Source organism: Paenibacillus sp. FSL R10-2778 (assembly GCF_038593035.1).
GTDB classification, from domain to species: Bacteria; Bacillota; Bacilli; order Paenibacillales; family Paenibacillaceae; genus Paenibacillus_AQ; species Paenibacillus_AQ odorifer.
Map to the genome: position 1 here is coordinate 6,348,599 of NZ_CP151956.1, position 12,941 is coordinate 6,361,539.

General features: G+C 34.4%; 11 protein-coding genes. All 11 read right to left on the reverse strand.

Annotated elements, in window-relative coordinates:
* Positions 1 to 58: 58 nt before the first annotated feature.
* The gene (gene rfbD / locus NST40_RS28565) at positions 59 to 922 is read right to left on the reverse strand and encodes a dTDP-4-dehydrorhamnose reductase (RefSeq protein ID WP_076276870.1); all 864 of its coding nucleotides are present in this window, start codon (positions 920 to 922) and stop codon (positions 59 to 61) included.
* Positions 923 to 946: 24 nt separating this feature from the next.
* Positions 947 to 1,969: a dTDP-glucose 4,6-dehydratase gene (gene rfbB / locus NST40_RS28570; protein ID WP_076276871.1), complete on the reverse strand. Its 1,023-nt coding sequence runs from the start codon at positions 1,967 to 1,969 to the stop codon at positions 947 to 949.
* A gap of 54 nt (positions 1,970 to 2,023) precedes the next feature.
* Positions 2,024 to 2,572 (reverse strand): dTDP-4-dehydrorhamnose 3,5-epimerase, encoded by a 549-nt coding sequence (rfbC, locus tag NST40_RS28575; RefSeq protein ID WP_076220601.1) that lies wholly within the window; start codon positions 2,570 to 2,572, stop codon positions 2,024 to 2,026.
* A gap of 20 nt (positions 2,573 to 2,592) precedes the next feature.
* On the reverse strand, positions 2,593 to 3,336 hold the full coding sequence (locus NST40_RS28580; protein WP_076220600.1) for a sugar phosphate nucleotidyltransferase: 744 nt from the start codon (positions 3,334 to 3,336) through the stop codon (positions 2,593 to 2,595).
* 17 nt (positions 3,337 to 3,353) lie between these two features.
* Positions 3,354 to 4,364: a glycosyltransferase family 2 protein gene (locus tag NST40_RS28585; protein WP_076220599.1), complete on the reverse strand. Its 1,011-nt coding sequence runs from the start codon at positions 4,362 to 4,364 to the stop codon at positions 3,354 to 3,356.
* Positions 4,357 to 5,307 carry a lysylphosphatidylglycerol synthase transmembrane domain-containing protein gene (locus NST40_RS28590; protein ID WP_076276872.1) on the reverse strand — a complete coding sequence of 317 codons (951 nt, stop codon included), beginning with the start codon at positions 5,305 to 5,307 and terminating at the stop codon, positions 4,357 to 4,359. Before NST40_RS28590 ends, NST40_RS28585 begins: the two co-directional genes overlap by 8 nt.
* Positions 5,300 to 5,707, reverse strand: coding sequence for a DUF2304 domain-containing protein (locus NST40_RS28595; protein ID WP_076276873.1), 408 nt, complete (start codon positions 5,705 to 5,707; stop codon positions 5,300 to 5,302). The genes NST40_RS28590 and NST40_RS28595 overlap by 8 nt, the downstream gene beginning before the upstream one ends.
* Before the next feature lie 13 nt (positions 5,708 to 5,720).
* Entirely contained in the window at positions 5,721 to 6,422 is a 702-nt protein-coding gene (locus NST40_RS28600; RefSeq protein ID WP_076276874.1) for a glycosyltransferase family 2 protein, read from the reverse strand.
* A gap of 110 nt (positions 6,423 to 6,532) precedes the next feature.
* A complete protein-coding gene (locus NST40_RS28605; RefSeq protein WP_342410234.1) occupies positions 6,533 to 8,560 on the reverse strand; it encodes a DUF2142 domain-containing protein in 2,028 nt (675 codons plus the stop codon).
* A 64-nt stretch (positions 8,561 to 8,624) separates the two neighbouring features.
* Complete coding sequence (locus NST40_RS28610) at positions 8,625 to 9,887, reverse strand: hypothetical protein (protein ID WP_076220727.1); 1,263 nt, start codon at positions 9,885 to 9,887, stop codon at positions 8,625 to 8,627.
* Between the two features lie 5 nt (positions 9,888 to 9,892).
* A complete protein-coding gene (locus NST40_RS28615) occupies positions 9,893 to 12,919 on the reverse strand; it encodes a glycosyltransferase (RefSeq protein ID WP_339245203.1) in 3,027 nt (1,008 codons plus the stop codon).
* Positions 12,920 to 12,941: the final 22 nt, after the last annotated feature.

Sequence of the window (12,941 nt, forward strand, 5' to 3'; positions counted from 1 at the left end):
GAACACAAAAAACTCCCGCATCGTTATAAACGATATGGGAGTTTCAATTGGTATTGTTCTATTCTTTTAACTCTAAGAGGAAATCTCTCAAGCCTTCACGCCAAGGTCGAATGTCCTCAAAACCATTCGTACGTATGGACAGATGCTCCATCACCGAATTCCGAGGACGTGGTGCAGGTCTTGGAAACTGTTCCGTGGCACACGGTTCAAGCGCAGCAGTGAATTTAAAACCCAAAATATCCTCAGCCTCTGCAAAGATCGCCTGTGTAAATTCAAACCAGGTACAAGAGTCGCTATTTGACGCATGGTATACACCATACTTCTCAGTTTGAACAAGCTCAAGCAAGAATCGAGCTAAATCGACTGTATAAGTAGGCGAACCTTTTTGGTCATCAACAACTTGAAGCATTGGCTTTTCTTGACCAAGCTTTAGCATTGTTTTGACAAAGTTATTCCCGTATTTGCCGTACACCCATGATGTTCGTACGATGAAATACTTAGAGGTGAGGGATTGAACGAGTACCTCACCCGCACGTTTCGATTTGCCGTATATACTCTTAGGGTCTGTATTATCATATTCATGGTAAGGCTGTGCTCCCATACCATCAAACACATAATCCGTGCTAATATACACCAGCTTAGCCCCAGTTTTTTCAGAAGCTAGCGCTACATTTCGGCTGCCAGTAGCATTAATTAAATAAGCTGCATCAATATCACTTTCTGCCGCATCTACTGCCGTATGAGCAGCACAGTGAATAACCGCATCCGGTCCAAACCCGCCAATAACTTGGATACACTGATCCAGATCAGTAATATCCATCTCCTGACGATCGCAAGCCAACACTTCGTGACCTTGATGCTGGAGCAGTAAAACTACGTCCTGACCTAGTTGTCCGGCCGCACCTGTAACAAGTACCTTCATAGCTAGTTTACCTCCGTATCAAAATTACAATGAGTCGCCTAAACGATCACCATATTGCTGTTCAGCATATTTTTGGTATTCCCCAGATTGAATACGGGTCCACCACTCGCGGTTATTAAGATACCATTGTATAGTTTCTTTAATACCTGTTTCAAACGTATGTTTCGGCTTCCATCCCAGTTCATTCATAATCTTAGTTGGATCGATACCATAACGGCGATCATGACCTGGACGGTCTTGGACATAAGTAATCAAAGAATCGGGCTTGCCTAGTTCCTGCAACACCGTGTTTACAATATGCACATTCGTACGTTCATTATTACCACCAATGTTGTAGACTTCGCCGTTCACACCCTTGTGAATAACCAGATCAATCGCGCTGCAATGATCCTCAACATACAACCAATCGCGGATATTCATTCCATCGCCATAAACAGGCAACGCTTGATCAGCAAGTGCACGGGAAATCATCAGCGGAATAAGCTTTTCCGGGAATTGGTACGGGCCATAATTGTTTGAGCAGCGGGTAATATTCACTGGCAGTCCAAACGTTTCGTGATATGCACGTACTAGTAAGTCTCCGCCTGCTTTACTTGCTGAGTATGGACTATTAGGAGCTAAAGGAGTTTCTTCGGTGAATAATCCAGTCGCTCCCAGTGATCCATATACCTCATCCGTAGATACTTGAACAAATTTAGTGATACTGTATTTTTTCGCCGCATCCAAAAGCACTTGTGTTCCAAGTACGTTCGTCTTCACAAACACTTCCGGCTCTAAAATACTCCGATCCACATGCGATTCAGCCGCGAAATTAACAACGACATCGACACCCTGGCTAATCAGTTCATCCATCGCAGTAACATCAGTAATATCAGCCTTTACAAAAGTGTAATTAGGATGGTTCTCAATTGCTTTCAGATTCTCTAGATTGCCTGCATACGTCAACGCATCTACATTAACGATTTCGTAATCAGGGTGTTGTTGCAGCATATACAGCACAAAGTTGCTGCCGATAAACCCAGCTCCGCCGGTAACTAGCAGTTTCATTTATAGCCCACCTTTTGTTCTTTGAGATTATATTTAAGTTTTTGCTTTCCACTTTTAATCAAAGTTTATTTCCGCATCTTTCAGTAATGGATGACGTTGATCCTTATCCGACAATACCGGACTAGAAATCGGCCAATCAATACCTAAGGCTGGATCATTCCATAATATGCCGCGATCATTTTCAGGGGAATAATATTCGTCCACCTTATATAATACTTGGGTGTTAGGTACCAACGTACAGAAACCATGTGCGAAGCCTATAGGCACCAGTAGTTGACGTTTATTATATTCGCTAAGAATTACTCCGACCCATTGACCAAATGTAGGGGAATTACGACGGATATCTACGATAACATCGTAAATCACACCGGATAAGACGCGGATTAACTTTGTTTGCGCTTTAGGGGTCAACTGGTAGTGCAGCCCACGTAACACCCCAACCTCTGCGGAGAGGGATTGATTGTCTTGAACGAAATTGTAAGTTATACCGAGTTTATGCATTATCTCTTCGTTGTAGCTTTCCATAAAAAAACCCCGGTTGTCGCCATGAACTACAGGTTCTAGTATACTAGCGCCTTGTAGTTGTAGAGGTGTAACTTTCATATTGCAAAGCTCCTTCACATCTAAAGTTTCAGTTTTCCGAATTCTTCACCAAAGAGAAGGTCTTGAGCCAAGTTATGTGCTTTAGCTAATGAGGCATGTGTACCTGCATCCGTCCACCAGCCCTGTAGAATATCAAATGTCAATTCTCCACGTTTGATATATGCATTGTTAACGTCTGTAATCTCTAATTCTCCACGTGCAGAAGGAGTAATCGTTTTGATAATATTAAACACTTCACTATCGAACATATAAATACCTGTTACTGCATAGTTTGATTTAGGCATAACTGGTTTCTCTACAATAGAAATGATTTGATTTCCATCTAGTTCAGGTACACCAAAACGCTTAGGATCAGAAACTTCTTGTATTAAAATCTTCGCACCTGTCCTTTGTTCACGGAAATTACGCACATACGGAGCAATATCGTCAGCAAATACATTATCACCAAGGATAACGATCATTTGATCATCTCCGACAAATTGCTCTGCCAAGTCCAATGCCTGCGCAATTCCACCTGCTTCATCTTGTACTTTGTAAGTAAAGCAAACACCCATTTCATGGCCACTGCCTAATAAATTCACTACATCACCCATATGTTCTTTACCAGTAACGATTAGTATGTCTGTTACATCAGCTTGCTTTAATTTATAAACCGAATGAAAAATCATTGGGTATTTGCCCACGGGAAGAAGATGCTTGTTTGTTACTTTGGTTAAAGGGTAAAGGCGTGAGCCTGTACCTCCTGCTAAAATGATGCCTTTCATTAGGTGACCTCCAACTTTTAGGACTTAAACAAATCCGAAAATGAAATTCCATACTGTTTAATCCACTCTTTAATTTGTTTATTATCGACTTTTTTTATTTTATTTATATCCGATCTCTTTTTCATCATTATAAAGAGTTTTCCCCATACATCCCTGTGTGCTTTTAATAAAGTTAGAAACAACTCCTTTTTTGAGGAGTTATTCATTAACTCATTAGTCGCCCCCTTCTCCTTATACATATTATACAACTGAAATAGATACAGTCTTATTGTATAAATGGGATTTAGTAATACCAAATATAGAGGGTAATTCTTCATAACAAACCAATAATGATTACGTTCAACCAAATAGGTTTTAAAAAGAGAGTACTTTCCAGATGACGCAGAGTATCTATGATATACAATTGCATCCCCTACATATAAACATTTCCAGCCAGCAATTTGGAGACGAAATCCTAAATCTGTATCTTCACAGTAACAGAAAAAATCCTCATCAAATAACCCTACTTCATCAAGAGCCTTTCTTCTATACATAGCAGCACATCCACTAGGTATAAGAATGGGTTCAGAAACATTATATTTTAGTACATTCTCATTTCTCCCCCTACCTCGTGACATACCGCTTGCATTTACAAGTAGGCCAGCAGAATCCATGACATCTGGATCATAGTGAGAAATAATTTTACAACCACAGCTTCCAAGTTCAGTATTTCGTTCAAGTTCATTTACTAACTTTTCTAACCATTCTGAGTCAGCTCTAGCATCATTATTCAGTAGAGCAATATATTCGCCCTTAGAATGATTAATTGCTTCATTATTCCCCTTTGCAAATCCCAGATTTTCAGTTGATTCTATCAGTTTTACAAAGGGATATTTTTTTATCAATTCTACTGAATTGTCAGCAGAGTTATTATCTAATACAATAACTTCGAAATTCTCATACGTCTGATTAATCAAAGACTCTAGACAATCTACAATATATTCCGCTCCGTTGAAATTGACTATAATAATAGATACCAACTTATTCATTACTCATCTTCTTTCTAGAACGTTTTTTCCTTTCTTTTAGTACTGACACACTATACGGTAATAAGGGTAGCCCGTACAATGCCAATATAAAATAAGTTAAAAACTTACTTGCTAAGATTGGAGAGATCACAGTGAGTGTTGTGTAACCCCAAAAATGTAATACCGCCAGCATCGTAACTTCCGTACTACCTTGGCCCCCCGGTATCATACTTAATACACCGACAATCATCCCTAAAGAGTGTACAAGAATAACTTTTGCTATTGTAATTTCAATATTGAATGCATGGAAAATAAAATATAAATAAAAATACTCAGATATAATAGTTAATAAAGATGTTGCAATAATAATAATACCTAACTTAGGGTTCTTTATCGGGATTAACAAACTCTGTTTTATATTTGATAGTACATTCTTTAATTTGGGTCCAAGAATCTTATACATTATTAATAACAACAAGAATACAAATACTATTACAATAGATATCAGTAGATAATTATCTTGAATTCCTTTTATACTATCATTCAAAAAGGAAAGTAGGCCTTCACTAATTACAAAAACTGCAAATAATGAGTATAACAAGACACAGAGTAATTCTATAATTTTATCGAGAAATAAAATGGGTAGAACCTTCGATATATCCACTGTGTACTTAAGTTTCAGATAAGCTGATACAAGGATTTCTCCGGCTCGCCCTGGGATAAAAGCCCCCATTAGTTGACTAGACGCGGTTAATGATACAGTTTCCTTAAAACTAATATTCGTATATACTCTCATAATTTTATTTAATTTAAAAGACCTCAGTAAGAGCACTAAAGAGTACACAAGAATTCCGATAATAAAATAATAGTAATTCACATTACTAAAATTATTTTCAACATATACTAAGAGTATCAGAGAGACTACTGTTCCCAAAACAACATATAAAAGTCTTTTCCTATTCACCTCTCACCATTCTTCTCTCCGTTGTAATTTCTTCATTTAAGTTATTAATTTTGACTTCCAAGTTGTTTATTTGTTGTTTTAATAAACCAATTTCTTGGGACATTTGACGTACTTTTATAGATGAATTTGAAATAGACACGGTTAGCCCGAATATAATCACCAATCCAGAAAGTATACCCACTAAAAACACAAAATTTGAAGGTGCTTGGAAACCAAATATATTCGTAAAATAAAATGCGATTTGAGGCACTAGAGAAATCACTAACATAACAATAACGACCAAAATCCATAAAAGTGCGTATCTTAATTGTAATTCATACTTTTTAATCATATTAATTAAAAAAAACAGTAAAATCAAACATAAGAAAATAAGAGAAATTTGTAATTTTAAAGGGAACAATATAACCCCATCCTTAAGTAACTTGATGTTTTCTTGTAAAGTCAATAATAATAGCAAGAGTAACTTTAATCATATAATAAATTGATTTTAACGACTTAATTGATGAAGTTCCACCACTACGTTCCCTCATTTGAACAGGTATTTCTGCTATTCTGTATCCATTTCTGCTAAGAGCCATAATAGATTCTGGTTCAGGATAATCTGTTGGATAATTGTTTGCGAAAAAATCAATTACTTTTTTGTTACATGCTCTAAATCCTGAAGTTGGGTCACTTACATTGCGTTTGGCCAACAACTTCAATAAACCCGAGAAATAAACTATACCAATTCTCCTAGTAATCGATGATTGAAACCCTTCTTTTTCAATAAATCTTGAACCGATTACAAAATCAAATCCATCTTTTACTATGGGTTCTATTAAGTTTTTGATATAGGCCGGATTATGTTGCCCATCACCATCAATCTGTATAGCAATATCATAATTATTCTTTTTGGCATAGATATACCCTGTCTGAACAGCACCTCCAATACCTAGATTGCACGGTAAATTTATTACATTAGCATTATTTTTTTCACATATAACAGAAGTCAAATCAGTTGAATAATCATTGATAATAACAAAATCTAAAATATCTGAATAACCAGATAACTCATTAATTAACGCTTCAATATTTTCCTCTTCATTGAAACATGGGATGATCCCAAGTACTTTCATTAATTCACTATCCTTTCAATGAGATTTAGAAAAGCTCAAATAATCAATACAAATATGTCATAGCTTAACAACAAAGCAATTGCAAAAACATTAGTCTGATTCTTAACTTTTTAAAAAGGGATTGCTCCATTGATTTTAAGGATATAATTCAGCAATACTATAAACAATAATAAACACAAAGATAAAATCACATATATATCAATCTTTTTATCTTTAATTACAATATTATTCGATGAGATTATAAGAAATAGTAGAGGAGAAACAGGAATGAAATACCTGCCTTGAATACCAAGAATAAGATTGTTGCCTACAGTAGTGTAGCCCGTATATAGAGCTGTATAAGTTAAGATAATAACACCTACTATGATTACAACAAAAATGAGTTTTCCCTTAACATTTATAGTTAAAGAGTCTCTTTCATAATCACTACTCTTAAGTATAGCGGTGAAAAGTAGTAAAAAAATAAAACCAAAAACTAAAGAAGAAGAAAGTGAATATCCATAATTTGTAACTGCCTTTCCAAGCATGCCCATAAACTGCGAATCACCTAGACTTATTAAGGTATCAAACATAGTCTTAATATAGCGGAAAGGGTGAGTTAATACATAATGCACTTGGTTACTTGGGGAAATTCCTGTATCTCCACGAACGTCAGGGACCGCTAAATTTTTTAAATTAAGCAAATTCCAAATCAACATTGGCAGCAGAGAGCTTACCAATATAATAAGAATTTTTTTTGTATATTTAATTTTATCCCCAAATTTTTGATAAGGTATAGCAAATATCAAAAGCAACAAGGGAAGGTAAACTGGTTTTGAAATCGACATATACATACCCACTGTAGTTAATATCCAAAAATCCTTAGTGTTTATTTCAAGTATTTTTTTATTGTACCCTAAGTTAAGAACAACTGAGATAAACAAAAATGAGGATCCAATCATAAGAGCATCTGCCGAAAGTGATGTTGCTTGAATAAGAGTCATGGGCAATAGAGCTATTACAAGAAGCAGATTTTTCTTAAATGGTAATATTTTTAACGAGAAAAAAACAGTTATAACATAAGCAAGAAAGTTAAATAATCTACCTAAATAAAGCATCATTATTGGAGGTGAATTAAAGATTCTCCCTAAGAGAACGCCCAATGCCTGAGGTATATAAAGAACTGGTGAATATATAGATGCATAATTCCTATGAAAAACTCGCTCTTGAGGATTCAATTCCATAGAAAATGTATCTTTCACAACATTATATTGATACCCAGTATAATGGACATACCTCACTTTATTAACAGTTGAGATTAAGCTCGTAGGTATATAATTTCCAAGTTCTCCGTTAACCGTTTGATTAATGAATTTCCCTTCTGAAACTTCATACGCTCTATAGAAATGATCCAACTCGTCCAAATGTTCAAAGGGTGGAAAAATAACAACAAAAAATAATCCTATTGATAATGAAAGAATTACAAATATCTTTTGAACATTCCCTCTAAATTTAAATATAAGTAAAGTAACAACAACAAATAGCAATAAAAAAGAAATTAATAATAAGTAAAATGTTCCGTTAGTTAACGCAGCCGTTGTATTACTAGCAAATAACTTAAAATAAATACTTCCATCTTGAATCTGATCATTAATAAAGAATTCCCCTAATTGATTATTGCTTCTCCATAATGTTACAGAATTCCCCCCAGATAAGCCTTTACTTTTAATCTCAAATTCTAACAATCTCTTTTTGGAATCATTATCACTATTCGGTATTTCTATGGAAATATCCTGACTATCCGGAAGTTGGGAAACGTCAAAAATCTTATGCTCTATTACCTGGCCATTTTCCTTTAAATCAAAGTATAGTTCTCCGGTATTGGCTCTTTTAAAAGTCCCAAATGGTATCTTGAGTTCTAAATTGGCCTGACCATTCACCTCGAATTTCTGCGTGATCGTCATTTCATCTTGTATTTCCCCAATGATATCATCCGTTTTTTCTTGACTAATAATCATGGCCTTATCTTGATTAATCTTCGTAAAAAAATCCTTATTTTCAAATATAACGTTTGAAAAATATATTGCAGAAATCAGAATAAAAAACGCAAAAAGTACCTTCTGAGTATTAAGTACTTTATTATGAAAAAATAATTTCATCGAAAAAAATCCCCACTTCATCTTATTTTCGAATATTTTTAAAGGATTTGGCATTCACTCAAATTCATTTCAACTTTTCTGATAATTCCTGTATAAATAAGAATTGCTCTCCTTCACTCAGATAATCCGCCATACTTTCTTTATCCCCAGCCTTTTTATTCCCCTCAAACTCAGTACACAGCTTAGTAAGTTGTGCAGCGATTGAATCTGGACTTATATTATCAAGGGAATATATATTATGATGTAATTCTGAAAGATTCTTATTCTCATAGTTGTTTGTTAAGACTAGTATTCCAAAGTGTGCCATTTCTAATGGAGGATAACTAGGATGAGGGGAAATCATTAAAGACACACCTAATGCACTCTCCTTTAATTCATTGGCGTAGTCTTCAAGAGACATTTTACCTTTAGATTTTATTACAACTCCATTTCCGATTTCCACATCACTATGATGCTCACCTGCTGAAATCACTTCCCACTGATCCGCATTAGGCTGGGTCCAAACCCAGATTCTTAACGATTCCACAATTAAAGCGAAAGCATTTCTGGCCACTGAAGGCCTGCCATATATCAGTATTTTCTTTTTCTTTTCCATCTTATCAAATGATATCAAATGTTTTTTTAACGATGAATTAAGTTTAGGTTCAAAATAGTATTCCTCTGTAAATTTGTAACCATGATTGTTGAAAAAATTTTTCAGCAAACTAGAGTTAAATACCGCAATTTGCTCTCCCTTATATAAATAAGTACTTAGAGCAAGAGAGTATTGACTTGACCAAGAATAGAATCCAGGCTCAAAATCCTGAATGAAGTAAATTATTCGCTTCGGTTTTTGATTGTAAAACTCCGCTTGCCATTTCACTATTCTTTGAGCAAAATATGCTGTCCACCAAGAAGTGGCGATAAATATATCTTCTTTCCCAACGGGTATTGTTTTATTATATCTATCATTGAAAGAAACTATCTGAGAGTTGCCATCCACATCATTTTCACTAGAAACGTGAGTATACCCTGAAAATTTCAGTAAGTCCTCACTATTTGGCGCTGCATCAGTAGTAATAATCCGTCTAAAAGAGTCTTGTTCATATTTATACAACTGGTCAAAAAAATTGATGGCAGTTGATATGCCACCAAATAAATGTTCTTGATTAATCGAAGGTACGAGTAAATTTATCCGTCTTTTTTCAAATGAAGTACTTCGCGGGTTAAAGGGCGTAATTTCACCAATGTGGGAATTCAAATAAGAGTTCACAGTGGATTGATATGCTTTTTTGATCACCTTATTATTTTTCGCCTTTCTAAGAATATGTTCAATTAACCTAGACATTGTCATCATTCTCCTTGAGATAATTTTGGTACAAGACTATTCAAGCTTAAGTTCTTATTAAAGTAAGGATCCCCACTCTTCAAATACGGTCCATAGAATAATGCTGATAATTCAAAATCAATTGGTGGTATATAAGAAGATCTTGATTTCGATTCTAAGTGATATAGCCTTACGTGTGGATCATAAATATTGACTAAATTATGTTGGAGTGCACGTAATGAGATTTCAACATCGCTACCGCATATGATGAAGTCTTCATTAAATAATCCGATTTTATCTAAAGTCTTCTTTGATATCGCGAGACATGCCCCAGTAGAAGCAATTACATTTCTAGTGACCATGGGCGATATAAACGGAGAACCAAAATGATTTGGCGCCATACTTTTAAAGATATGATCGGCCCATCCTCCTAAACCAATTACAACTCCAGCATGTTGAATTGTTTTATCTTCATATAGGAGTAAGCCTCCAACAGTTCCAACATCATCACGTTGAGCCTTCTCAACTAATCGCTGTAACCAGTCTTCTTTAATAACTACCGTATCATTATTTAAAAATATAAATACTTCGCCACTCGCTTCCTTTATTCCATGATTATTTAGTTTCGACCAATTAAAATCATAATTAGCATCAATAATCTTTACATTTTTATCATTTTGTTGTTTAAACCAATCTAATGTTTCTTGTTCGACTGAATTGTTATTAACAATAATAATTTCGTAATCTGGATACTTTGTTTTTTGAATAATGCTTGAAACACAAGGTTCCAATAGTTCAATTTTATCTTTTGTAGGAATAATGATACTAGCCTTTATTGTTTTGATTTTATATCTACTATCATAAACAAATAAATGCTCATCTTCAGTAGCATAAGCGTTACCTTCACCAAAAACCCTCACTAAGTGTTCGTTTAAAGCAGCAAGTCCCGCAGTATGCGCATAAGGTTTAGAATATGGGTTCAAAGCTGTAGAAGTCTCTAATTCCCTCCATGAATAAAGAACTTTGGGAATATGATGAATTTTCGATGATCTCTCACTCATCCTTAGAACGAGATCATAGTCCTGGCTACCGTTGAACTCAGTTCTAAACCCACCCACTTCGTGGAACAGTTCCCTTTTGAAGACCAAAAAATGACCAATATACATTTGTGACCGTAATAAATCAGGAGACCAGTCTGGTTTATGAAGAGGACACTTTTTCTTACCATACTCATCGACTTTATCTTCATCAGAATATAAAATATCTGATTTTTCTTGATTAAGGGATTTGACGACTTGATATAACGCGTCCCTTGTGATTTCGTCATCATTATCCAATAACGCAATATACTCGCCTTCTGCTAATGAGACAGCTTCATTAGAAGCACTTGATATCCCCGAGTTTATTTTCAAAGTCTTAATTTTAATTCTCGGATCATCAATACCTTCTAAATATTTGATTGTATTAATATTATCAGAGCTATCATCTACGATGCAGATCTCCCAGAATGAATACAATTGCTCTTTTACTGAGTTAATTGCAATTTCCAACCACTTTGGTTCAACATTATAAACTGGAATAATTATTGATATTAAAGGACGGTAAGTAAACTTTTCTATTTCTATCTTAAGCTCTTCAATTTCCTCAAGATTAATATCTTGGTATGCATAATCTGATGTTAACTCACTAACCGTGACAGCAGAATGCATTTTACTATTCAGGGAATTAAATCCATTCCTCCGTAGTTCATTAATTCCTTTCTTTGCTAAAGACGGGTTGTCTTTTAATTTCTTAAATACAGTTTGTCCAAACTTAATTTTACTTCTCAACTTCTTCGGCACTATCTTTTTGATTCTATTTTTTATTCTAAGCTGCTGAGATATAAGTTCTAACTGTTGAACGTAATTATCTTTATGAGAATTTTCTTCCTTCAACAGATTCACTTCAGTATGCAAAATCTCTACTTGTTCTAAGAGAGAGAGATTTTCTGTAGATACTAACTGTTTTTCTGATTCCAAACGTTTGTAATCTTGTTCTTTCATTGTTATAAGATCATTTAATTCTTCATTTATTGCATTTTTTCTTCGTAATAGTTCCTCTTTATTTTGCATTTCATTTGTAAATTTTTCAATCAATTCATCTTTTTGTTTCACATCATATAAGACTTTTTCAATCAATTCGTCCTTTTGTTTTAATTCAAAATTTTTAGATATTAATTCTTTATGTGTTAGGTCATAAACACTTAAATTAATCAAATCTTTTTCAAGATTATCCAGATTTTCAAGTACATTTACACTAACTGGATTCTCATTTTTAGTATCAATCATTTTCATTGTTTTTTTAATCATATTGAGATTTTCAGATACAAAGAAAAAATTTCTGTAGCAGGGCCCGTTAAAGTCGTTTTGATATATATTAGTATTATAATAATCATCAATGGATTCTCTATAAGAGTATAATGACGATCTACCAGTTGCCAAAAAATGAATTTTAATCATTTTCTCCCATATATCAACTCTTCCATGGGTAAAATGAAGATATGGCCATTGTTTTTCATTAAGAAAATCTATAAGTTGCCCTGCTTCGGGTAGACCATTTTGGCGATGCTCTTCAAGCCATTGATAATTAAATCCATACATAGTCTCAAAATATTTATTTGCTCGAATTTCTGCATTTTCCACACCAGTAGTATTGAAAGGTGCTGCCAAAATAAACCCATGTTTAGAAACTCTCATTAACTCAGAAATAAAATTCTGCCTGAGTAAGGGACTTATGTGTTCAAATACATCAAGGGCAATTACTAAATCAAACGTATCAGTCTCAATTGGCATATTTGTTGCGTCCCCTTCAATATAAGAAGGATCACTTTTAAGTTCTTCTGGTACTATGATATCTAAATAAGTTATTTTGTCAGTTACAAGGAACTTTTCTAAGTTTTTATGCTCATTAGCCCCAACTTCTAAGATCGAGAAAGCCTTATTGTCTTCACGTATTAAATTAATAAGATCAGCTGCATTTTTATATCTTTGATATTGATCAAATGGAACAACCATGCTTAAACACTCCAATCTAGAT

Excerpts from the sequence above, each read along its gene's own strand:
- rfbC (WP_076220601.1), bottom strand. The coding sequence starts at position 2,572 with ATGAAAGTTACACCTCTACAACTACAAGGCGCTAGTATACTAGAACCT.
- NST40_RS28585 (WP_076220599.1), bottom strand. The coding sequence starts at position 4,364 with ATGAATAAGTTGGTATCTATTATTATAGTCAATTTCAACGGAGCGGAA.
- NST40_RS28600 (WP_076276874.1), bottom strand. The coding sequence starts at position 6,422 with ATGAAAGTACTTGGGATCATCCCATGTTTCAATGAAGAGGAAAATATT.
- NST40_RS28605 (WP_342410234.1), bottom strand. The coding sequence starts at position 8,560 with ATGAAATTATTTTTTCATAATAAAGTACTTAATACTCAGAAGGTACTT.
- rfbD (WP_076276870.1), bottom strand. The coding sequence starts at position 922 with ATGAAGGTACTTGTTACAGGTGCGGCCGGACAACTAGGTCAGGACGTA.
- NST40_RS28610 (WP_076220727.1), bottom strand. The coding sequence starts at position 9,887 with ATGTCTAGGTTAATTGAACATATTCTTAGAAAGGCGAAAAATAATAAG.
- NST40_RS28615 (WP_339245203.1), bottom strand. The coding sequence starts at position 12,919 with ATGGTTGTTCCATTTGATCAATATCAAAGATATAAAAATGCAGCTGAT.
- rfbB (WP_076276871.1), bottom strand. The coding sequence starts at position 1,969 with ATGAAACTGCTAGTTACCGGCGGAGCTGGGTTTATCGGCAGCAACTTT.
- NST40_RS28580 (WP_076220600.1), bottom strand. The coding sequence starts at position 3,336 with ATGAAAGGCATCATTTTAGCAGGAGGTACAGGCTCACGCCTTTACCCT.